This window comes from Streptomyces anandii JCM 4720, assembly GCF_014650655.1.
GTDB classification, from domain to species: Bacteria; Actinomycetota; Actinomycetes; order Streptomycetales; family Streptomycetaceae; genus Streptomyces; species Streptomyces anandii.
Genome location: NZ_BMVJ01000001.1, coordinates 447,793 through 468,735, shown reverse-complemented (window position 1 = coordinate 468,735; position 20,943 = coordinate 447,793). Strand labels below are relative to the sequence as shown.

At 73.2% G+C, this 20,943-nt stretch carries 19 protein-coding genes; 5 read left to right on the top strand and 14 right to left on the bottom strand.

The window, feature by feature from the left end:
* On the top strand, positions 1-1,843 hold a 1,843-nt coding region (locus IE249_RS02115; RefSeq protein ID WP_229857251.1), incomplete at its 5' end, for an anthranilate synthase family protein.
* On the opposite strand, the gene IE249_RS02110 is transcribed toward IE249_RS02115, so the two are convergent.
* The 5 genes from IE249_RS02110 to IE249_RS02090 form a co-directional block, all read right to left on the bottom strand.
* Positions 1,795-2,790 carry a 2-hydroxyacid dehydrogenase gene (locus IE249_RS02110; protein ID WP_189703222.1) on the bottom strand — a complete coding sequence of 332 codons (996 nt, stop codon included), beginning with the start codon at positions 2,788-2,790 and terminating at the stop codon, positions 1,795-1,797. The two genes, IE249_RS02115 and IE249_RS02110, sit on opposite strands and share 49 nt — an antisense overlap.
* Before the next feature lie 62 nt (positions 2,791-2,852).
* Positions 2,853-3,881 (bottom strand): 6-phosphofructokinase, encoded by a 1,029-nt coding sequence (locus tag IE249_RS02105; RefSeq protein WP_189703014.1) that lies wholly within the window; start codon positions 3,879-3,881, stop codon positions 2,853-2,855.
* 215 nt (positions 3,882-4,096) lie between these two features.
* Positions 4,097-4,744: a response regulator gene (locus IE249_RS02100; RefSeq protein WP_189703221.1), complete on the bottom strand. Its 648-nt coding sequence runs from the start codon at positions 4,742-4,744 to the stop codon at positions 4,097-4,099.
* An 11-nt stretch (positions 4,745-4,755) separates the two neighbouring features.
* Entirely contained in the window at positions 4,756-5,970 is a 1,215-nt protein-coding gene (gene macS / locus IE249_RS02095) for a MacS family sensor histidine kinase (protein ID WP_189703013.1), read from the bottom strand.
* A 29-nt stretch (positions 5,971-5,999) separates the two neighbouring features.
* Positions 6,000-6,761 (bottom strand): lysophospholipid acyltransferase family protein, encoded by a 762-nt coding sequence (locus IE249_RS02090; protein ID WP_189703220.1) that lies wholly within the window; start codon positions 6,759-6,761, stop codon positions 6,000-6,002.
* Between the two features lie 182 nt (positions 6,762-6,943).
* Between IE249_RS02090 and IE249_RS02085 the strand changes: the two genes are divergently transcribed.
* Positions 6,944-7,723, top strand: coding sequence for an alpha/beta hydrolase (locus tag IE249_RS02085; RefSeq protein ID WP_189703012.1), 780 nt, complete (start codon positions 6,944-6,946; stop codon positions 7,721-7,723).
* Positions 7,716-8,522, top strand: coding sequence for a hypothetical protein (locus tag IE249_RS02080; protein WP_373304323.1), 807 nt, complete (start codon positions 7,716-7,718; stop codon positions 8,520-8,522). Before IE249_RS02085 ends, IE249_RS02080 begins: the two co-directional genes overlap by 8 nt.
* A 24-nt stretch (positions 8,523-8,546) precedes the next feature.
* Here the strand turns inward: IE249_RS02080 and IE249_RS02075 are convergent, their stop codons facing one another.
* The 6 genes from IE249_RS02075 to IE249_RS02050 all read right to left on the bottom strand — a co-directional run bounded on the left by IE249_RS02075 (position 8,547) and on the right by IE249_RS02050 (position 13,745).
* A complete protein-coding gene (locus IE249_RS02075) occupies positions 8,547-9,296 on the bottom strand; it encodes an endonuclease/exonuclease/phosphatase family protein (RefSeq protein WP_189703011.1) in 750 nt (249 codons plus the stop codon).
* Between the two features lie 143 nt (positions 9,297-9,439).
* Positions 9,440-10,393 (bottom strand): ROK family glucokinase, encoded by a 954-nt coding sequence (locus tag IE249_RS02070; protein WP_189703010.1) that lies wholly within the window; start codon positions 10,391-10,393, stop codon positions 9,440-9,442.
* A gap of 120 nt (positions 10,394-10,513) precedes the next feature.
* Positions 10,514-11,032, bottom strand: a complete 519-nt coding sequence (locus IE249_RS02065; RefSeq protein ID WP_189703009.1) for a DUF5304 domain-containing protein — start codon at positions 11,030-11,032, stop codon at positions 10,514-10,516.
* Positions 11,033-11,110: 78 nt separating this feature from the next.
* A complete protein-coding gene (locus tag IE249_RS02060; RefSeq protein WP_189703008.1) occupies positions 11,111-12,280 on the bottom strand; it encodes an ArsA family ATPase in 1,170 nt (389 codons plus the stop codon).
* Between the two features lie 79 nt (positions 12,281-12,359).
* On the bottom strand, positions 12,360-12,800 hold the full coding sequence (locus IE249_RS02055) for an SRPBCC family protein (RefSeq protein ID WP_189703007.1): 441 nt from the start codon (positions 12,798-12,800) through the stop codon (positions 12,360-12,362).
* Between the two features lie 147 nt (positions 12,801-12,947).
* Positions 12,948-13,745 (bottom strand): metallophosphoesterase family protein, encoded by a 798-nt coding sequence (locus tag IE249_RS02050; protein WP_189703006.1) that lies wholly within the window; start codon positions 13,743-13,745, stop codon positions 12,948-12,950.
* A gap of 259 nt (positions 13,746-14,004) precedes the next feature.
* On the opposite strand from IE249_RS02050, the gene IE249_RS02045 reads away from it, so the two are divergent.
* Positions 14,005-15,801 carry an AMP-dependent synthetase/ligase gene (locus tag IE249_RS02045; protein ID WP_189703005.1) on the top strand — a complete coding sequence of 599 codons (1,797 nt, stop codon included), beginning with the start codon at positions 14,005-14,007 and terminating at the stop codon, positions 15,799-15,801.
* 19 nt (positions 15,802-15,820) lie between these two features.
* Here IE249_RS02045 and IE249_RS02040 read toward each other — a convergent pair whose 3' ends face one another.
* Together IE249_RS02040 and IE249_RS02035 are read right to left on the bottom strand one after the other, a co-directional pair.
* A complete protein-coding gene (locus tag IE249_RS02040) occupies positions 15,821-17,443 on the bottom strand; it encodes a GMC oxidoreductase (RefSeq protein WP_506366324.1) in 1,623 nt (540 codons plus the stop codon).
* A gap of 90 nt (positions 17,444-17,533) precedes the next feature.
* Positions 17,534-18,676: a glycosyltransferase family 4 protein gene (locus IE249_RS02035; RefSeq protein ID WP_189703003.1), complete on the bottom strand. Its 1,143-nt coding sequence runs from the start codon at positions 18,674-18,676 to the stop codon at positions 17,534-17,536.
* 161 nt (positions 18,677-18,837) lie between these two features.
* Here IE249_RS02035 and IE249_RS02030 point away from each other — a divergent pair, with 161 nt between their 5' ends.
* Entirely contained in the window at positions 18,838-20,118 is a 1,281-nt protein-coding gene (locus IE249_RS02030; RefSeq protein WP_189703002.1) for a glycosyltransferase 87 family protein, read from the top strand.
* Here IE249_RS02030 and IE249_RS02025 read toward each other — a convergent pair.
* On the bottom strand, positions 20,075-20,943 hold an 869-nt coding region (locus IE249_RS02025; protein WP_229857249.1), incomplete at its 5' end, for a hypothetical protein. The genes IE249_RS02030 and IE249_RS02025 overlap by 44 nt on opposite strands.

The following is a 20,943-nucleotide window of genomic DNA, read 5'->3' as shown; positions in this document are numbered from 1 at the left end:
GGACCTGGTCGAGGTGTTCCTCGGCCCGGTCGGCACCCGCGACCGGCTGGCGGAGCTGCCCGACGAGTGCCTGGCGCTGGTGCCGTTCCGGCAGATCCGCGAGCGCGGCTTCGACGTCCGCGACGACGGCACCCCGCTGCTGGTGCTGACGCCCGAGGAGCGGCACGCCGTCCCGCTCGCCGAGGCGCTGGACCGGCTGCCCGCGCACGAGGTCCGGGTGACGGGCGGCGGCTTCGACGTCGGCGACGAGGAGTACGCGCGGATCGTCGGGCGGGTGCTGCGCGAGGAGATCGGCGCGGGCGAGGGCGCGAACTTCGTGATCCGCCGGACGTACGAGGGCGGGATCGACGGGTTCGGCCGGGCCGACGCGCTGGCGCTGTTCCGGCGGCTGCTGGAGGGCGAGCGGGGGGCGTACTGGACGTTCGTGGTGCACACCGGGGAGCGGACGCTGGTGGGGGCCAGTCCCGAGGTGCACGTGCGGATGTCGGGCGGCACGGTGGTGATGAACCCGATCAGTGGGACGTACCGCTATCCGGCCGGGGGGCCCACGGCCGGGCATCTGCTGGACTTCCTCGCCGACGGCAAGGAGATCGAGGAGCTGTCGATGGTCGTCGACGAGGAGCTCAAGATGATGTGCACGGTCGGCGACATGGGCGGGACCGTGGTCGGTCCGCGGCTGAAGGAGATGGCCCACCTCGCGCACACCGAGTACGAGCTGCGCGGCCGGTCGTCCCTGGACGTGCGCGAGGTGCTGCGGGAGACCATGTTCGCCGCGACGGTGACCGGCTCGCCGGTGCAGAACGCCTGCCGGGTCATCGAGCGGCACGAGTCGGGCGGGCGCGGCTACTACGCGGGCGCCCTCGCCCTCCTCGGCCGGGACTCCGGCGGGGCGCAGACCCTCGACTCCCCCATCCTGATCCGCACCGCCGACATCGACGCGTCCGGGCGGCTGCGCGTGCCGGTGGGCGCCACCCTGGTGCGCGGCTCGGACCCGGCGGGCGAGGTCGCCGAGACGCACGCCAAGGCGGCGGGGGTGCTGGCGGCGCTGGGCGTGGCGCCAGCCCGGCCGCGCGCGGAGCGTGCGCCGGCCCGCCTCGCCGAGGACCCTCGGGTGCGGGCGGCGCTGGACGGGCGGCGGGCCTCACTGGCCCCGTTCTGGCTGCGGATGCAGGAGCGCTCGGCGCGGCTCGCGGGCCACGCGCTGGTCGTGGACGGGGAGGACACCTTCACGGCGATGCTCGCGCACGTGCTGCGGTCCTCGGGTCTCGAGGTGACGGTTCGCCGCTACGACGAGCCCGGACTGCGGGAGGCGGTCCTCGCGCACCCGGGTCCGGTGGTCCTCGGTCCCGGGCCCGGCGACCCCTCGGACCTGTCCGACCCGAAGATGCGCTTCCTGCGCGCCCTGACCGCCGAGGTGCTCCGCGGGCACCGGCACGGCGTGCTCGGGGTCTGCCTCGGGCACGAGCTGATCGCGGCCGAGCTGGGCCTGCCGATCGTCCGCAAGGAGGTGCCGTTCCAGGGCGCGCAGAGCGCCGTCGACCTGTTCGGGCGCACCGAGACCGTCGGCTTCTACAACAGCTTCGTGGCGGCCTGCGACGACGAGGCGTGCGCCGAGCTCGCCGCGCACGGTGTGGAGGTGAGCCGGAGCGCGGCCGGCGAGGTGCACGCCCTGCGCGGGCCGCGGCGCGAGCCGGGCGCGAGCGGGAACGCCTTCGCCGGTGTGCAGTTCCACCCCGAGTCGGTGCTGACGCTGAACGGCGCCGCGATCGTGGCGGAACTGGTGGACCACGTCGGTCAGCTGCGCGGCACCAGCACGTTCTCCGAGCGGCGGCCCGCCTTGTAGTCGAGGACGTTGCGCACCGTGGTGTCGACGATCTGCCGTACGGCGTCCTCGGTGTAGTAGGCCTGGTGGGAGGTGACCAGGACGTTGGGGAAGGTGACCAGCCGGGCCAGGGTGTCGTCCTCGACGGGCTCCAGGGACCGGTCGACGTAGAACAGACCCGCCTCCGCCTCGTAGACGTCGAGCCCGACGCCGGTGAAGCGGCCCTCGCGCAGTTCCGCGACGAGGGCCGCGGTGTCGACCAGGCCGCCGCGGCTGGAGTTCACCAGGATCGCGTCGTCCTTCATGGTCTTCAGGGCGGCCGCGTCGATGAGGTTGTGCGTCTCGGGCATCAGCGGGACGTGCAGGGAGACCAGGTCGGACTCGGCGAGGAGCTGGTCGCGGGAGACATACTTCATGCCCAGTTCCATGCAGGCGGGGTTCTCGGCGACGTCCCAGCCGAGCAGCCGCATGCCGAAGCCGTGCGCGATCCGGGCGAAGGCCTCGCCGATCTTGCCGGTGCCGATCACTCCGGCGGTGCGGCCGTGCAGGTCACGGCCCATCAGTCCGTCGAGCCGGAAGTCGAAGTCCCGGGTGCGGGTGGAGGCCCGCACGATGCGCCGGTTCACGGCGAGGGCGAGCGTCCAGGCGAACTCGGCGACCGCGTACGGCGAGTAGTACGAGACCCGGGCGACCGTCATGCCGAGCCGTTCGGCCACGCGCAGGTCGATGTTGTTGAAGCCGGTGGAGCGCTGGGCGATCAGGCGGGTGCCGCCCGCCGCGAGCGTCTGAAGGACGGGTGCGCCGAGGTCGGCGTTGACGCTGGAGGAGACGATCTCGTAACCGGCGGCGATGGGGGCGGTGTCCTCGTTGAGGAAGACGTCCAGACAGCGGATCTGGTGGTGGTCCCGGAAGGCGTGTTCGATCAGGGGCTTCTCGTCGGCCTGCACTCCGAAGGCCAGGATCTCCATCACCGCTCCCGTGGTCGTGGGTATGGGCCCGAGAATACGGCCCATACCCACGGGATGCCGGTTCAGCCGAAGAAGATCCCGGCCTCGCGGTACAGCTCCGGGTCCACGGTCTTCAGCCTGGCCGTGGCCTCGGCGATGGGCACGCGCACGATCTCGGTTCCGCGCAGCGCGACCATCCGGCCGAAGTCGCCGTCGTGGACGCAGTCGACCGCGTGCAGCCCGAAGCGGGTGGCGAGCCAGCGGTCGAAGGCGCTCGGGGTGCCGCCGCGCTGGATGTGCCCGAGCACGGTCGTACGGGACTCCTTGCCGGTGCGCCGCTCGATCTCCTTGGCCAGCCACTCGCCGATCCCGGACAGCCGCACATGCCCGAAGGAGTCCCGCGAGCCGTCCTTGAGGACCATGTCGCCGTCCTTGGGCATGGCCCCCTCGGCGACGACCACGATCGGGGCGTACGACGCCCGGAAGCGCGAGGTGATCCAGGCGCACACCTGGTCGACGTCGAAGCGCTGCTCGGGGATGAGGATGACGTTGGCGCCGCCGGCGAGCCCCGAGTGCAGGGCGATCCAGCCGGCGTGACGGCCCATCACCTCGCAGACCAGCACCCGCATGTGGGACTCGGCGGTGGTGTGCAGGCGGTCGATCGCCTCGGTGGCGATGCCGACCGCGGTGTCGAAGCCGAAGGTGTAGTCGGTGGCGGACAGGTCGTTGTCGATGGTCTTGGGCACGCCGACGCAGGGCACGCCATACTCGTCGCTGAGCCGGGCGGCGACACCCAGGGTGTCCTCGCCGCCGATCGCGACGAGCGCCTCGACCTCCTGCTTGGCGAGGTTGTCCTTGATGCGCCGGATGCCGCCCTCCTGCTTGAGCGGGTTGGTGCGCGAGGAGCCGAGGATCGTACCGCCGCGGGGCAGGATGCCGCGCACGGCGGGGATGTCGAGCCGGACGGTGTCGTTCTCGAGGGGGCCGCGCCAGCCGTCCCGGAAGCCGACGAATTCGTAGCCGTACTCCTGCACGCCCTTGCGGACGACGCCCCTGATGACGGCGTTGAGTCCGGGGCAGTCGCCGCCTCCGGTCAGTACTCCGACGCGCATGGAAATGTCCCTTCGCCGCGGTTGCCTGGTGACGGTCACGCTAGGGGTGACACACGTCACTTCCGACCGGGGAAAAGGTCCAATTCCGGCTGAATGTCCGGTAGAAAGTGACACACGTCACTTCCGACCGGGGAAAAGGTCCAATTCCGGCTGAATGTCCGGTAGTTGACCGACGCAATTCCACTCGAAAGAGTGGCGCTGGCGCGTACGCGGATTTACTCGCCGTCCAGTCCGCGTTCTATGGCGTACCGCACCAGCTCGACCCGGTTGTGCAACTGGAGCTTGCCGAGGGTGTTCTGCACGTGGTTCTGCACCGTGCGGTGGGAGATGACCAGCCGCTCGGCGATCTGCTTGTAGCTCAGACCCTTGGCGACCAGGCGCAGCACCTCGGTCTCGCGGTCGGTGAGCCGGGGCGCGTTCGGCTCGTCGGCGTCCGCGGCCGGCAGCGGCTCGGCGGCCAGCCGGCGGTACTCGCCGAGGACCAGACCGGCCAGGCCCGGAGTGAACACCGGGTCGCCGGCCGCCGTACGGCGCACCGCGTCCAGCAGTTCCTCCGTCGAGGCCGACTTCAGCAGATAGCCGGTCGCGCCGGACTTCACCGCCTCCAGGACGTCGGCGTGCTCCCCGCTCGCCGAGAGCACCAGGACCCGCAACGCCGGGTTGTGGCCGACGAGTTCCTTGCAGACCTGCACGCCGGGCTTGGCCGGCAGGTTGAGGTCCAGGACGAGGACGTCGGGCGCGGCGGCCCTGGCGCGGCGCACCGCCTGCTCGCCGTCCCCGGCGGTGGCGACCACCTCGAAGCCGGACTCGGCCAGGTCCCGGGCGACCGCGTCGCGCCACATGGGGTGGTCGTCGACCACCATCACCTTGATGCTCAACTCCGCTCCGCCTTCCCCGTGGAGACCTTCGGTACCTTCAGCTCGACTTCCGTGCCCTGACCGGGAACCGACAGCAGCTCGGCGTTGCCGCCGAGATCGCGCAGCCGTCCCCGGATCGACTGGGCCACCCCGAGCCGCCCCTCGCCCTCGGCCTCGACCAGCCGCCCATCGGGGATGCCGGGGCCGTCGTCCCGCACGGTCACCACGATCTCGCCGGGCTCGTCCTCGACCAGGATCCAGGCCCGCGCGTCCGCCCCCGCGTGCCTGCGCACATTGTCCAGGGCGGCGCCGACCGCGGCGGCCAGCTCGCGCGCCGCCCGCGGCGGCAGCTCCACCGGCGCGCCGGGCTCGGCCAGGCTGACCCGGGATCCGGCGTACCGCGCGAGCAGCGGGCGCAGATCGACGGGCCCGGAGTCCTCCGGCTCCTCGACCAGGCGTACGACCGCTCCCTCGGCCGCGTCCTCGGAGGTGCGGGAGGGCGGCACCAGGCCGCCGGAGACCAGGGTGCGCAGCGCCACCTCCTGCTCCCCGGCCAGCCGGCCCAGCTCGGCCGCCTCGCCGCCGAGGACCGCGCCGCGCCGCTGCACCATGGCCAGCACCTGCAGCACGCCGTCGTGGATGTCCCGGGCCAGGCGCTCGCGTTCGCGGGTCGCGGCCTCGATCTCCAGGGCGCGGGCGAGGGTGCGCTCGGAGGCGCGGGCGACCTCGACGACGTAGCCGATGGCGATGGAGGCGACCCAGACCAGGATCACGTTGTGCACCGTGTCGCGGGCCGGGCTGCCGCGCTCGACCAGGTTGGCGGCGGCGACGGCGGTGGAGGCGACGGCGGCCCAGCGCCAGCCGCCCTTGAGCGCGAAGGCCAGCACGGCACCCGCCGTCCATATCGACGGCAGCGTCGGGCCGCCGTCCACGATCCGGGCGTGGGCGTCGGCGACCGGGGTGAGCAGGATGCCGGTGACCGCGAGGGTCAGGTCGAGGGCGAGGAACCGCTTGGTGCAGGCGGCCGCGCTCGCGACCCTGGGCAGGGTGGCCAGCGTCCACACGAACAGGACGCAGTAGTACGCGACGGCGATCCCCGGGCGCGGGAAGCGGTCGTAGGCGGTGGCGAACAGGCCGACCGCGTAGAACATCGTCAGTACCCGGTAGCCGGCGAGCGCGTGCCACAGCGGCTGCTCCACCGACATCCTCATGACACGCTCACGCCTGGGCATGCCCCCCCTTTGCGTCGACCGCGGCTCGCCTACTCCGCGTTCTTCTCCTTCTCGGCCTGTTCCCTGGCGGCCGCATCCAGGGCGGCCTTCGCCGCCTTGCCGGCCTCCTTCTCGGCCTTGGCCGCCTCCGCGATCTGCCGCTTGGCCGCGGTCGCGTAGATGTCGACGTACTCCTGGCCGGAGAGCTTCATGATCTCGTACATGACCTCGTCGGTCACCGCGCGCAGGACGAAGCGGTCGTGCTCCATGCCCTGGTAGCGGCTGAAGTCGAGCGGCTTTCCGATGCGGATGCCAGGGCGCATCAGCTTGGGCACGACCTTGCCGGGCGGCTGGATCTTCTCCGTGTCGATCATGGCGACCGGGATGACCGGCGCCCCGGTGGCCAGCGCCACGCGCGCGAGGCCGCCGGGCTTGCCGCGGTAGAGCCTGCCGTCGGGCGAGCGCGTCCCCTCCGGGTAGATGCCGAACAGCTCGCCGCGCTCCAGCACCTCGATGCCGCTCTTCACCGCCGCCTCGCCCGCGCCGCGCGCGCCCGAGCGGTCCACGGGCAGCTGCCCGACGCCCTTGAAGAAGGCGGCCGTCAGACGGCCCTTGACCCCGGGGGTGGTGAAGTACTCGGCCTTGGCGATGAAGGTGACCTTGCGGTCGAGCACCGCGGGCAGGAAGAACGAGTCGGAGAACGACAGGTGATTGCTCGCCAGGATGGCGGCGCCCGCGACCGGGATGTTCTCCAGACCCTCCACCCAGGGCCTGAAGGCGAGCTTCAGCGGCCCGCCGATGGCGACCTTCATCGTGCCGTAGAACAACCGAGTGCCTTCCTGTGTGTGTCGATCAGACCATAACCCCAAGCGGGCGCCCAAGGAGCCGACGGCCCTGGTCGGTGTCAGTGCCGTCGCGTACGGTGAAGTACCTGCACTCGTCGGCGTGCCCGCGGCCGGCGTGCCCGGCCCCCTTCCACGAACAGGAGACCGACGTGCCGGTCCTCCCCGGAGCCGAGCCGTACCGCCATGAGGGCGGGGAGGTCGGCGTGCTCCTGTGTCACGGCTTCACCGGCTCCCCGCAGTCGCTGCGCCCCTGGGCCGAGTACCTGGCCGGGCGCGGTCTGAGCGTCTCCCTGCCGCTGCTGCCCGGACACGGCACACGCTGGCAGGACCTGCAGATCACCGGCTGGCAGGACTGGTACGCGGAGGTGGACCGCGAACTGCGCGCCCTGCGCGAGCGCTGCGCGCACGTCTTCGTGGCCGGCCTCTCCATGGGCGGCGCCCTGGCCCTGCGGCTCGCCGCCCGGCACGGCGACGACATCGCAGGCGTGATCGTCGTCAACCCGGCGAACAAGGTGCACGGACCGGCCGCCCACGCACTTCCGGTCGCCCGCCACTTCCTGCGCACGAGCAGGGGGATCGCGAGCGACATCGCCAAGGAGGGCGCCGCCGAACTCGGCTACGACCGGGTGCCGCTCGACGCCGCGCACTCGCTGCGGATCTTCCTCCGGCTGCTCGACGGCGAGCTTCCGCAGGTCACCCAGCCGCTGCTGCTGATGCGCAGCCCCCGCGACCATGTGGTGCCCCCGGCCGACTCGGCCCGTGTTCTCGGCCGGGTCTCCTCGGTCGACGTGACCGAGGTCCTGCTGGAACACAGCTACCACGTCGCGACGTTGGACCATGACGCGGACCGGATCTTCGAGGAGAGCCACGCCTTCATCGGCCGGCTCGCACCCAGTGTCGGCAAGGAAGGGACGTCCGCAGGTGGCTGAGCACGACTCCGACCGCGAGAGGCGCGAGGGTCAGGAGGGCCGGGAGAGCCGGGAGCCGGCGGAGTCCCTCGGTTCCCTGGGCTCCGGCGCCGACGCCGGCCCGGACCCGGACACGCAGTCCAAGGCGCCCGAGGGGTCCGGCGCGGCGCTGCCCGAGCCGCCCGAGCGCCCCTCCACCGGGTCCGCCCCGCAGGAGGGCGTCCCCTTCGACGAGGAGGCCGCCTGGGCGGCGATCGTCGCCGGGTACGGCGAGGAGCCGCCGGACCCGCCCGGCACGCGGCCCTACCGGCCCGTCGAGGACCTGAAGCTGCCGGACTTCCCGCTCGGCCCGGACACCGCTCCGGACACCGCTCCGGACACCGCTCCGGGCGGCGACGCCGCGAGCACCGCCCCCGAGGCGGACGACGCTCCGCCCCGCGCTCAGCGCCCGGCGGAGCGTCCCCAGGAGGACCGGCCGGCCCCGGCGCGGCCGCTGGGCGGCTCGGTCTCCTTCGCCCCCGGCGTCGGCCCGCGCGACTACACGCCCCGCGAGCCCTCCGACGAGGACGACGAGGGCCACTTCGTGCCGCCGGAGCCGCCGCCGCTGCCCGATGCGGACGTGACCTCGAAGTTCGCCTGGCTCGCGGTGACCGGCGGACCCGTCCTGCTGCTGCTCGCCGTGCTGTTCGGCTGGGACATGACGTGGTGGCTCACCACGCTCGGCATCGGCGGCTTCCTCGGCGGCTTCGCCACGCTGGTGACCCGGATGAAGCCGGACGACGAGGACGACGACGACCCGGGACGCGGCGCCGTCGTCTGAACCCCGCGCCCACCGCCACCGCGCCTACCGCGCCGCGGGGACTCTGAGGGCGGCCAGGACCGGGAAGTGGTCCGTGGCCGCCCTCAGGTCGCTCTCGCGTACGCCGGGGTGGCCCACGGGGACACCGCAGCCGAGGACCTCGACGCCCGGGGTCGCGAAGATCGCGTCGATGCGCTGATGGGGGTCGCCCGGCGTCCAGGTGTACTCCGCGCCCCAGGGCGCGACGGTCCGGCAGTCCCGCAGACCGGCGGCGATCCGGGCGAAGGCCGGCCCCTCCGGCCGCTCGTTGAGGTCGCCGCCCGCGACCGCGTGCTCGACGCCCATCCCGGCGAGCCGGTCGAGGAGCATGCCGCTCTGCTCGTAGCGCTCGTCCTTGTCGAGCGACAGATGGCAGCTGACGACGCCCAGCCGGGCGCCGGCGAACCGTACGACCGCGGTGGCCAGGCCCCGCCGGTGCAGTGCGGGGGTGAGCGGCAGCAGCACGTCCTCGGTGCGCTCGACGGTGGCGCGCAGCGAGCACAGGACGGCGGGGCCGGCGGCCGTGGCGCCTCCCGTGAGGATCACCAGCCCGGAGGCCGCCGCCAGCTTCGCCAGCTTCTTGCGCCAGCGGAAGAAGCGGGGGGCCTCCTGGACGAGGACCAGGTCCGGGGCGCAGGCGGTGATCACCCGGGCGAGTGCCGCGGTGTCGTCGCGCAGGGAGCGGACGTTGTAGCTCAGGACGCGGACGAGGGCTGAACCGTCGGGCTCGGTGCGGGAGTTCGGCAGCGGCTCCATGTGGATCAATGTACGCCCAGGGGCCCGGGCGCGAGGTTCGTGTGCGACGCGCGGCCCGGTCCGTGGTGGCTCGTACCGGCTCGCCGCGCGGTTCCCCGCGCCCCTGGGTGCCGACGGTCACCCGCGGCTTGAGGAACCGCTCGTCACATGATCGGGTCGGGCTCGCGGGCGAGGTCCGCCGCGCCGACCAGTCCCGCCTTGTTGCCGAGCTGGGCGGCGATGACGTCGGCGACCGGGCGCCAGTTGCCGCCGACCAGCCAGCGCTTGTACGACTTGCGGATCGGCTCCAGGACCAGCTCGCCCTCGTCGGAGAGGCCGCCGCCGACGATGAAGGCGGACGGGTCGAAGAGGGAGGCCAGGTCGGCCAGGCCCGCGCCGACCCAGCGGGCCAGCTCGCGGTAGGAGTCGACGGCGACCGGGCAGCCCTGGCGGGCGGCCATCGAGATGTGCTTGCCCTCGATCCCGTCCGGGGTGCCGTCACCCAGCGCGAGCAGCACCTCGGCGCGCTCGGGGGTGGCGTTGGCGCGCTGCTTGGCGTACCGCACGAGGGCGCGGCCCGAGGCGTACTGCTCCCAGCAGCCCTGCGAGCCGCAGCCGCACAGCAGGCCGTCGGGGACCATCCGGATGTGGCCGAACTCGGCGGCCACGCCGAAGTGGCCGCGGCGCAGCTTGTTGCCGATGATGATGCCGCCGCCGAGGCCGGTGCCCAGCGTGATGCAGATGACGTTGCGGTGGCCCTTGCCGGCGCCGAACTTGTACTCGCCCCAGGCCGCGGCGTTCGCGTCGTTCTCCACGACGACCGGAAGACCGACTCGGGCCTCGACCTTCTCCTTGAGCGGCTCCTGGCGCCAGTCGATGTTGGGCGCGAAGTAGACCGTCGAGCGCTGGCGGTTGACGTAACCGGCCGCGCCGATGCCCACGCCGACGATCTCGTGACCGGCACGCGCCCCCTCGACGGCGGAGGCGATGGCGTCCACGATGCCCTCGGCCGTGGCCGGGGTCGGCACCTTGAAGGTCGAGAGGATGTTGCCTTCCTCGTCGACCACGCCGGCCGCGATCTTCGTGCCGCCGATGTCGACGCCGATGGTGAGTCCCATGAATCCCTCAGTTTCGGTCGAGCCCCGCTACGGCCAACCGTACCCGAGGCCCTGCCCCGGGATTCGCGTCGTCCGCCCGCCGGACGGCCGGGGCGGCGGCGCCGGGGCGCCCGGCGGCGGTCAGTCGAGGTCGATGCGTTCGCCGCCGCCGGTGCCCTCACCGCGGTCGCGGCGCTCGTCCAGGTCCCTGAGGTCCTCGGCCGCGCCGCTGGTGCCGGACGTCCAGCGGCGCTCCTGGCCCTGTACCGCCGAGCGGTAGGCGGCGAGCAGTTCGCCGCCGGCCGCCGCGAGGTGGTCGAAGACGTCCGGGTTACGCTCCAGCACGGGCTCCACGGCCGCCCTGGCCTGCTGCACCATCTGCCGGACCACCTGCTGGGCGGCGGGTCCGGCGACCGAGCCGAGCAGCGGCGACTGCAGGGAGGACAGCTTGCCGGCGACGGTGTCGACGAGCTTGCGCAGCTCCTCGGCGGCCGAGCCGGGCGGCGGTCCGTGCCGGTCGCGGCGCCGGTTCTTCTCCGCCTCGAGGTCCTCGGCGCAGGCCGTCGCCCAGGCGTCGGCGTCGGTCGCCCGGACTTCCTCGGCGTTCTCCTGAGCGGCGCCGTCGGACGCGTCGCCGGCCGGTGTGCGCTCTTCGCTCATGGCGGGCTCCTGACTACGTTTCGTCCTTACGACGTTACCCGAACGGCGGTACCCGCTTCATCTCGCGCGGCCGGGGCGTCACCGCTGACGGGGCCACAGGGAGGCGTCCGGGGTGAAGCGGATGCGCAGGGCGCCGTCGCGCAGGGCGGCGCCGTCGACGGTGCAGCGGCGCAGGACCGAGGGGAGGGGAACGATGCGCCGGAAGGGCCCGGCGGTGATCACCAGTTCCTCACCGCGCCGGACGAGGTCCAGCTCGTCACGGACGGCGCCGGGCAGGGGGATGTGCCAGACGAGCACGCCGTCCTCGGTGAGCCGGTCGGTGACGGGCCACTCTGCCGGGGTGGTCGCCGGGTTGACGCCCGGCAGGGCGAGCGCGGCCAGGTCGTCGGCGCCGCGCGGGTCGCGGCCGAGGTGGGCGGCCGGGTGGACGTCGTACGTCTCGCGCCACTCGTCGAGGGCCTTGCGCTGCTGGGCGACCGGGCCCGCGAGCCAGGAGTCCGCGGGCGCCTCGGGCAGCACCCGGCTCGCGACCACTGACTCGACGGCGAGGCCGCGCACGGCCAGTCCGAGGGCGGCCTCGGCCAGGGCGTCGGCGCCGGCCGGGCCGGGCTCTGCGACCAGGCGCACGGTGGTGCCGGGGTCGGCGACGACCGCCTCGACGGCGGCCAGTTCGACGTCCCAGCGGGCCGCCGTCTCGTACAGCCACTCCGCCGGCATGGGGACGCCGGCGAGCCGGCCGAGTACGGGCCGCAGGGCGCGGGCCGCCTGCCGCTCGGGCGGCAGGAGCCGGCGCAGGTAGCGGCGCAGCTCCTCGGGCAGGGCGAGCAGGCCGAGGGCCTGCGGGGCCGGCGGCAGGTCGACCACCAGCAGGTCGAACCGTTCCGACAGGGCCGCGTCGCGCAGCGCGCGCAGCAGGGCGAGCTCCCCGGCGCCGGGCAGCGGGGTGACCTCCTCCGCGTCCAGCCGGGAGGCGCCGAGCAGGTCGAGGACGCTCGCGGCGCGCTCCTGGAAGGCGGTGAGGTCGTCCCGGAAGGCGGCGTTCGCGTCGGGGCGCCAGGCGGTGAGGTTCGCCGTCGCCTCGGCCGGGGCCGCGCCCGTGGGCGTGCCGAGGACCGCGCCCAGGGTGTCGGTGCGGTCGGCGCCGAGGAGGAGGGTGCGGGTGCCGTCACGGGCGGCGGTGAGTGCGGTGGCGGCGGCGACCGTGGTACGGCCGCTGCCGCCGGGGCCCGTGATCAGGAGGGTGCGCATGAGAGGGAACGGTAACGGAGCCGGACGCGGGGGCGCGTTCGCGGCCGCGGGGCCGCCCGCGCCGAGGGCGGCCTGCTGGCTAGCGCTCGGACTCCACCCGCTTCTTCAGGCCCGCCAGGGCCCGGTCGATGATGACCTTCTCGGCCTTGCGCTTGATCATGCCCAGCATGGGGATCTTGACGTCCACGGTGAGGCGGTACGTCACCTCTGTGGCGCCGGGGCCCGCGGGCTTCAGGAGGTAGGAGCCGTCCAGGGAGCGCAGCATCTGGGACTTGACGAGGGTCCAGGAGACCTCGTGGGCGCCGGTCCAGGTGTAGGCGAGGGTCTGGTCGTCCTTGATGGCGCCGGCGTCCATCACCAGGCGGACCTGCTCGGCGCGGCCCTGGTCGTCGGTCTTGAGGACCTCGGCCTCCTTCACCTCACCGGTCCAGTCGGGGTAGCGGGCGAAGTCGGCGATCACCTCCATCACGTCGGCCGGTGCCGCATCGATCGTGATGCTCGAGCTGGTGTGTTCCGCCATCGCCGTGGCTCCTCCAGATGCGGGCCGGTAGTGCGGCCGTCGTACGGCCGGGTGGTGCGGTAGTGATGCGCACGTGTGTGCAGCGTGAAGGCTACCGCGCGGCCCGTCGCCCGTTTCCACCCCCACCTGCGCGATCGGCCGGAACGCTCACCATCGCAGCACCCACGGCCGGCCGGTGCCGGCGAAGTGGCCCACGTTCACGCACTCGGTCGCGCCGATCCGCATGCGGCGCACCAGCGGCTGGTGGACGTGGCCGAAGAGCGCGTACCGGGGGCGGGTGCGGCGGATGGCGTCCAGCAGGGCGCGGCTGCCCCGCTCGAAGCGGCGGGCGACGGTGTCGTAGACGAGTTCGGGCACGTCCGGCGGGATGTGGGTGCACAGCACGTCGACCTCGCCGACCGCCTCGATCTTGGCCGCGTACTCCTCGTCGCCGATCTCGTAGGGGGTGCGCATGGGTGTGCGCAGTCCGCCGCCGACGAAGCCGAAGACGCGGCCGGCGATCTCCACGCGCTGCCCGTCGAGCACGGTGGTGCCCTCGCGGGCGTACTCCTTCCACAGCGGGGGCATGTCGACGTTTCCGTAGGTGGCGTACGTCGGCGTGGGGAAGGCGGCGAAGAGTTCCGCGTACTGCTTGCGGACGGCCTGTTCGATGACCTGGGCGCGGTCGCCCTCGATGCCGGCCCACAGCCGCTTGCCGAACTCGCGGGCCTCGGCGAAGCGGCGGGCGGTGCGCAGCTCGACGATGCGGTCGGCGTTCGCCACGCCGAAGAGGTCGGGGAAGATGCCGCGCGAGTGGTCGGCGTAGTCGAGGAAGAGGATCAGGTCGCCCAGGCAGACGAGTGCGTCGGCGCCTTCGCCGGCCCTGGCGAGATCGCGGGCGTTGCCGTGCACGTCGCTGACCACGTGGATGCGGGTGCTGCCGTCGCCGGGCGGTGTGGGTGCCATGGTGATCAAGCGTAGGCGGGGCGGTGCACTGGTGAACAGTGCTGGGCGAACCCCCGGTTACTGGCCAGTCAGTTAGGGGGTCGACTACTGTGCGCACTGGAACATCAATCCGTGTGACGCAGCGAACATCTCACCGGGACCCCCTGTCGGAAAAACATACCGACGGGTAACGTCCGGGCCGTCCAGTCGTGCTCTGGCTTTCAACCACCGTCGCATCACACAACGTCGTGGCGCCGGCGCCCTATGAGGAGCAGCAGTCTTGCGCGAGTTCAGCCTTCCGGCTTTGTACGAGGTCCCTGCGGACGGAAACCTGACCGACATCGTCCGCAGAAACGCCGCGCAGCATCCCGATGTGGCCGTCATCGCGCGCAAGTCGGGCGGCGTCTGGCAGGACGTGACGGCCCGGGACTTCCTCGCCGAGGTGCACGCGGCGGCCAAGGGCCTGATCGCCTCCGGCATCCAGCCCGGCGACCGGGTGGGCCTGATGTCCCGCACCCGCTACGAGTGGACGCTGCTGGACTTCGCCATCTGGAGCGCGGGCGCCATCACCGTGCCGGTGTACGAGACCAGCTCGCCGGAGCAGGTGCAGTGGATCCTGTCCGACTCGGGCGCGACCGCCTGCGTGGTGGAGCTGGACAACCACGCGGCCGCCGTGGAGTCGGTGCGCGAGACGCTCCCGGCGCTGAAGAACGTCTGGCAGATCGAGGCCGGCGGCATCGAGGAGCTGGGCCGCGCCGGGCAGGGCATCAGCGACGCCATGGTCGAGGAGCGCAGCTCGCTGGCGAAGGCGGACGACCCGGCGACCATCGTCTACACCTCCGGCACCACCGGCCGGCCCAAGGGCTGCGTGCTCACCCACCGCGCGTTCTTCGCGGAGTGCGGCAACGTCGTGGAGCGGCTGCGCCCGCTGTTCCGCACCGGCGAGTGCTCGGTGCTGCTCTTCCTGCCGCTGGCGCACGTCTTCGGGCGTCTGGTGCAGGTGGCGCCGATGATGGCGCCGATCAAGCTGGGCTGCGTCCCCGACATCAAGAACCTCACCGACGAGCTGGCCGCGTTCCGGCCCACGCTGATACTGGGCGTCCCGCGGGTCTTCGAGAAGGTCTACAACTCGGCGCGCGCCAAGGCGCAGGCCGAGGGCAAGGGCGCGATCTTCGACAAGGCGGCCGACACGGCGATCGCGTACAGCAAGGCGCTCGGCACGCCTTCGGGGCCGTCGCTGGGGCTGCGGATCAAGCACAAGGCGTTCGACAAGCTGGTCTACGGCAAGCTGCGCGCGGTGCTCGGCGGACGCGGCGAGTACGCCATCTCCGGCGGCGCCCCGCTGGGCGAGCGGCTCGGCCACTTCTTCCGCGGCATCGGCTTCACGGTCCTGGAGGGCTACGGCCTGACCGAGTCCTGCGCGGCGACCGCGTTCAACCCCTGGGACCGGCAGAAGATCGGCACGGTCGGCCAGCCGCTGCCCGGCTCGGTGATCCGCATCGCGGACGACGGCGAGGTGCTGCTGCACGGCGAGCACCTGTTCAAGGAGTACTGGAACAACCCGGGCGCGACCGCCGAGGCGCTGGCCGACGGCTGGTTCCACACCGGTGACATCGGCACGCTCGACGAGGACGGGTACCTCCGGATCACCGGGCGCAAGAAGGAGATCATCGTCACCGCGGGCGGCAAGAACGTCGCCCCGGCCGTGATCGAGGACCGCATCCGGGCGCACGCCCTGGTGGCGGAGTGCATGGTGGTGGGCGACGGGCGGCCGTTCGTGGGCGCGCTGGTCACCCTCGACGAGGAGTTCCTGGGCCGCTGGTGCGCCGAGCACGGCAAGCCGGCGGGGTCCACCGCGGCGTCGCTGCGTGACGACCCGGATCTGAACGCGGCGGTCCAGACGGCGGTCGACGACGGCAACGCCGCGGTGTCGAAGGCGGAATCGGTGCGGAAGTTCCGCATTCTGTCCTCCCAGTTCACGGAGGAGTCGGGCCACCTCACCCCGTCGCTGAAGCTGAAGCGGAACGTGGTGGCGAAGGACTACGCGGACGAGATCGAGGCGCTCTACGCGAAGTAGGCCGCCTTCTCCCCCGGCGTCATGGCGCGGTGTCCTCGGCGAGGACCCGCGCCATCGTGCGTTCGGCGAGCGCGGTGATGGTGACGAACGGGTTGACGCCGATGTTGCCGGGCACGAGCGAACCGTCGGTGACGTAGAGCCGCGAACAGCCCTTCACCCGGCCGTAGTCGTCGGTCGCCCGGCCCAGGACGCAGCCGCCCAGCGGGTGGTAGGTGAAGTCGTCGGCGAAGACCTTGCTCGGGGAGCCGAACAGGTCGTAGCGGTAGATGGTGGCGTTGGCCGCGTTGATCCGGTCGAACAGCTTCCGGGCCATGCCCACGGAGACCGCGCTCTGCGCGGCGGTCCAGCCCAGCCGCACCGTCCCCGCGGTCGTGTCGTACGTGAACCTGGCGCGCTCGGGGTTCTTGGTGATCGCCAGGTAGAGGCTGACCCAGTGCTCGAAGCCCATGGGGAGCGGGGCGATCTCGGCGAAGACCGGGTTGTCGGCGTTGGCCCAGTCGTCGATGCCCATGACGGGCATGGTCGCCTGGTTCGCGCCGACGGTGTCCCACACGTGGTTGGCGCGGGCGAGCATGGTGTTGCCGTTGGTGCCCCAGCCGGCGCCGACCTCGGAGCCGAGCCCGGGCAGCGTGCCCGTGTCCCGGGCGCGGACGAGGAGTTCGCTGGTGCCGAGGCTGCCGCCGGCGAGGAAGAGGTAGGTGCAGCCGTACTGCCGGGTGCCGGTGACCGCGCCCGTGTCGTCGACGAGGTCGGCGGTCAGGACGTAGGTGCCGTCGGCGGCCCTGGTGACGCCGGTGACCTTCTCCTGGGTGTGGACGGTGACGTTGCCGGTGCCGAGGGCGGCGGCGAGGTAGGTCTTGTCCAGGCTCCTCTTGCCGTGGTTGTTGCCGTAGATGACCTCGCCGGCGAGGGCGGACCTGGTGGCCGTGCCGGCGGCCTCCTTCTCCATGTAGCCGAAGTCGTAGACGTTCGGCACGAAGGCGGTCTTCAGGCCCGCGTTGGCGGCGGCCTTGCGGGAGGTACGGGTGAAGCGGTACCACTCGGTCGACTCGAACCAGCCCGGGTCCACGGAGTTGACGCCCAGCATGGCGCGGGCGCGCGGGAAGTAGGTGCCGTACATCTCGTTCACGTCGACGGCCGGGAACTGCTCGGCGAAGTAGTCGGGGCGCGGGGTGACGGCCATGCCGCCGTTGACGAGCGAGCCGCCACCGACGCCCCGGCCGACGTAGACGGACATGGCGTCGAAGTGGACGCGGTCCAGGACGCCCGGGTAGGGGCTGATGTCCTTGTTGACGACGTCCAGCCACAGGAAGGTGGCCAGCGGGGCCTCGGTACGGGTGCGGAACCACATCGAGCGCCGGTCCGGGGAGAGGGTGGAGCAGAACACCTTGCCGTCGGGGCCCGTGGTGTTCCACAGCCGGCCCATCTCCAGGACGAGGGTGCGGATGCCCGCCTGGCCCAGGCGCAGGGCGGCCACCGCGCCGCCGTAGCCGGAGCCGACGACGACGGCGGGGGCGGATTCGACGGCGGCGGGCTCGGCGGCCCGGGCGGACTGCAGGCCGATCCGGGTGAAGCCGAGGGCGGCGGCGGTCTGGAGGGCCGCCATACCAAGGATGTGACGTCTCGTCAGTTGACGCTGCATCAGTTTTCCTGTCATGCGCGCAGCATCCGCGGATTCCGCTGTTCCGCCTAGGGGTGCGGCGATCCTCCCGCAACCGCTTTGGCCAAGCTTTTACAAGAGCTCCTTGAGCCGCTCCGCGAGCAGGTCCCAGCGCCACTTCTCCTCGACCCAGCGGCGGCCCCGCTCCCCCATCCGGCGGCGCAGCTCCGCGTCGCCGAGCAGGGTGGTGACGCGGTCGGCGGCCTCCTCGGGGGAGCCGCCCCGCACGACCCAGCCGGTCTCGCCGTCGAGCACGGCGTCGGGCGCGCCGCCGGAGTCGCCGGCGACGACCGGCAGGCCGGTCGCGGAGGCCTCCAGGTAGACGATGCCGAGCCCCTCCACGTCCAGGCCGCCGCGCCGGGTGCGGCACGGCATGGCGAAGACGTCACCGGCGCCGTAGTGGGCGGGCAGCTCCGACCAGGGGACGGCGCCGGTGAAGCGCACCGAGCCCGCCACCCCGGTCTCGGCCGCCATCCGCCGCAGGTCCTTCTCGTACGGCCCGCCGCCGACGATCAGCAGCACGGCGTCCGGCTCGGCGGCCAGGATCCGGGGCATCGCCCGGATCAGCGTGTCCTGGCCCTTGCGCCGCACCAGCCGCGAGACGCACACCACCACCGGCCGGTCGCTCAGCCCGAGCCGGGCGCGCACCTCGTCGCCGCCCGAGGCCGGGTGGAAGGTCTTCTCGTCCACTCCCGGCGGCAGCTGTCTCATCCGCGCGGCGGCCTCCGGCGTCAGCGCGGCGGCGATCCGGGAGCGGGTGTACTCGCCGAGGTAGGTGATCGTGTCCGTGGACTGCCCGATCCGGCGCAGCAGGTCCCGCGCGGCGGGCAGCTGCGCCCACCCCGCCTCGTGGCCGTGGGTGGTGGCCACCAGCCGCTCTGCGCCCGCCCTCCTGAGGGCCGGCGCCATCAGCCCGAGCGGCGCGGCCGCCCCGAACCACACCGAGGAGCACCCGTGCTCGCGCAGCAGCCCGGCCGCCCGCCGGGTCACGCGCGGGGTCGGCAGCAGCATCGTGGTCCGGTCGCGTACGACGGTGAAGGGCTGCTCGGCGTCGAAGGCGGCGGTCGCCTCGGCGCCCTCCCGGCCGCGCTTCCAGGTGGAGGCGTAGACGACCAGCCGCTCCGGGTCCAGCCGCAGCGCCATGTTGTGCAGGAACGCCTGGATGCCGCCCGGGCGGGGCGGGAAGTCGTTGGTCACGACGAGGGTCTTGTGCATCGCCGCCGACCCTATCCAACGGCGACCGGGCGCCGGCCACGGCCGTGCCTCATGGCACGCGCACGGGTCCCGGGGACATCATGTGGTCCTCGGCGGTGTCGCCGGGGCGCGCCGGACGACGGCGCGCGGAGGTGACGAAAGGCCGGCGGACAGGGGCTGACATGGACGGCACGGGCAGGCGGTGGAGCCTGGGCCCGGCGGCAGTGCTCGCGGCCTGGGGGGCGAGCAGGCTGGTGCTGCTGCTGTTCGTGCTCGGGGTGCTGGTCTTCCCCGGCCCGGACGTCACCACCGACGTCTCGGTGATCTACCGCGGCTGGTTCGAGGTGCTGCGGCACGGCTCCTTCCCGCTCGACGACGTCAGCTGGCAGTATCCGCCCGCCGCCGCGCTGGCGATCCTCGCCCCCGCCGCCCTGCCCTTCCTCGGCTACGCCACCGCGTTCGCCGCTCTGGCCCTGCTGGCCGACCTGGCGGTGCTGTGCCTGCTGCTGTACGGCGGGCGCGGCCCCGGCCGGCCGCTGCACGGCGCCTGGTTCTGGACCGTGGGCGCCGCCCTGCTCGGCCCCACCCTCTACGCCCGTTACGACGTGATGGTGACCGCGGTGGCGGTGGCCGCCCTGCTGGCGGGTCTGCGGCGGCCGCGCCTGCTCGGGACGCTGGCCGGGTTCGGGGCGATGCTCAAGGTGTGGCCGCTGCTGCTGCTCGCGGGCGCCCTCGGGAGAGCGGGACGGCGGGCGTGGGCGGCGGCGGTGGCGACCGTGGCCGCCGCGGCCTCGGCGTTCGCGCTGGCGATGCCGGGCGCGCTGTCCTTCCTGACCGCCCAGCGCGATCGGGGCACCGAGGTGGAGTCGCTGGGCGCGCTCGTCATCCATGTGGCCCGGCACTTCGGCTGGAGCGGCCAGGTGCTGCTGAACTACGGCTCGGTGGAGTTCGTCGGCCCGTACGCCGGCGTGCTCAGCGACGCCTCGCTGGCGCTGACCGGGGTGGCCTCCGGCTGGCTGGTGCTGTGGTGGCTCCGGGCGCGGCGGTCCTCGCCCGGGGCGGCCACGCTCGCGGACGCCGCGTTCACGGCGGTGCTGCTGTTCACCACCACCAGCCGGGTGATCAGCCCGCAGTACCTGGTGTGGCTGGTGGGGCTCGGCGCCGTGTGCCTGTGCTTCCCCGGCGGCCGGATGCGGCTTCCGGCCTGGCTGGTGGCGGCGGCCTCACTGGTGACGGTGCTGGAGTTCCCGGTGTACTTCGTCGACGTGGTCATGAGCGACCGTCTCGGCATCACCCTCCTGGTGCTGCGCAACGGCCTCCTGCTGGCCGCCTGCGTCACGGCGGCCCACGGCCTGTGGCGGGCCACGGTCCCCCGCCCGGCGGCGCCCGCCCCGGCTCCCCGGTCCGCGCCCGACGGGCTCAGCCCAGCTGGGCGCGCAGATACGCGCGCCACTGGGCGGTGAAGCGGTCGAGGGTGGTGTTCAGCTCCTTCTTCAGGGCGTCCTCGACCGCCCCCGCCCGGCGGTCGTGGGCGCCCACGGCGCGGTAGAACGCGTCGAGCCGCTGCTCGCCCCAGTGGGCGGCGATCATGCGGCAGGCCAGCCAGCCGCCCTCGTAGGCCTGCGCGAGCCGGGTGGCGTCGCCGGCGAAGCCGAAGTCCTTGTCGGCGGGCAGCGCGGCCGGCACGTCGCCGTCCGCGACCGCGCGCGACAGTTCGGGCGCGGCCTGGTCCGGGGTGCGGCCGGTGCGGCGGTAGCCGGCCCAGTCCGCGTAGCCCTCGGAGAGCCACAGGGGGGTGGCCGGGTCGGTGTGGGCCCGGGTGGCCACGTGGGCGGTCTCGTGAGTGAGGACGACCTGCCTGCCCAGCGGGCCGAGCATGCCGTACGCCTCGGGGTTGACGATGATCCGGTCCGCGGGCGCCTGCCCGGTGCCGCCCGCCTCACCGGTGGTGACGGCCGCGATCCCCCGGTAGTTGGAGGCCGGCGAGCCGAGCAGCCCGGCCATGCCGTCCAGCGACTTCGGGACGATCACGACGACGTGCCGGCTCCAGTCGGTGCCCCAGGCGTCCGAGACCGCGGGCACGGCGTGGTCGGCGAGGCCGGCGTATCCCTTCAGGGCCTGCCCGCTCTGCCCCACCCCGAGGACGAGGCTGCTGCGCCCCCGGACCACCGAGACCGGGCCCTGGTCCCACAGCTGCTGCGCCGACTTCTTCTCGGGCCGGTCGGAGTCGACGTACCACTTCCCGTCCGCCGTGGTGGACAGGGTCAGCGTGCGGGCGGCGGTCACCG

Excerpts from the sequence above, each read along its gene's own strand:
- IE249_RS02110 (WP_189703222.1), bottom strand. The coding sequence starts at position 2,790 with ATGGAGATCCTGGCCTTCGGAGTGCAGGCCGACGAGAAGCCCCTGATC.
- IE249_RS02105 (WP_189703014.1), bottom strand. The coding sequence starts at position 3,881 with ATGCGCGTCGGAGTACTGACCGGAGGCGGCGACTGCCCCGGACTCAAC.
- IE249_RS02100 (WP_189703221.1), bottom strand. The coding sequence starts at position 4,744 with ATGGTGGTCGACGACCACCCCATGTGGCGCGACGCGGTCGCCCGGGAC.
- macS (WP_189703013.1), bottom strand. The coding sequence starts at position 5,970 with ATGCCCAGGCGTGAGCGTGTCATGAGGATGTCGGTGGAGCAGCCGCTG.
- IE249_RS02090 (WP_189703220.1), bottom strand. The coding sequence starts at position 6,761 with ATGAAGGTCGCCATCGGCGGGCCGCTGAAGCTCGCCTTCAGGCCCTGG.
- IE249_RS02075 (WP_189703011.1), bottom strand. The coding sequence starts at position 9,296 with ATGGAGCCGCTGCCGAACTCCCGCACCGAGCCCGACGGTTCAGCCCTC.
- IE249_RS02070 (WP_189703010.1), bottom strand. The coding sequence starts at position 10,393 with ATGGGACTCACCATCGGCGTCGACATCGGCGGCACGAAGATCGCGGCC.
- IE249_RS02065 (WP_189703009.1), bottom strand. The coding sequence starts at position 11,032 with ATGAGCGAAGAGCGCACACCGGCCGGCGACGCGTCCGACGGCGCCGCT.
- IE249_RS02060 (WP_189703008.1), bottom strand. The coding sequence starts at position 12,280 with ATGCGCACCCTCCTGATCACGGGCCCCGGCGGCAGCGGCCGTACCACG.
- IE249_RS02055 (WP_189703007.1), bottom strand. The coding sequence starts at position 12,800 with ATGGCGGAACACACCAGCTCGAGCATCACGATCGATGCGGCACCGGCC.
- IE249_RS02050 (WP_189703006.1), bottom strand. The coding sequence starts at position 13,745 with ATGGCACCCACACCGCCCGGCGACGGCAGCACCCGCATCCACGTGGTC.
- IE249_RS02040 (WP_506366324.1), bottom strand. The coding sequence starts at position 17,443 with ATGCAGCGTCAACTGACGAGACGTCACATCCTTGGTATGGCGGCCCTC.
- IE249_RS02035 (WP_189703003.1), bottom strand. The coding sequence starts at position 18,676 with ATGCACAAGACCCTCGTCGTGACCAACGACTTCCCGCCCCGCCCGGGC.
- IE249_RS02030 (WP_189703002.1), top strand. The coding sequence starts at position 18,838 with ATGGACGGCACGGGCAGGCGGTGGAGCCTGGGCCCGGCGGCAGTGCTC.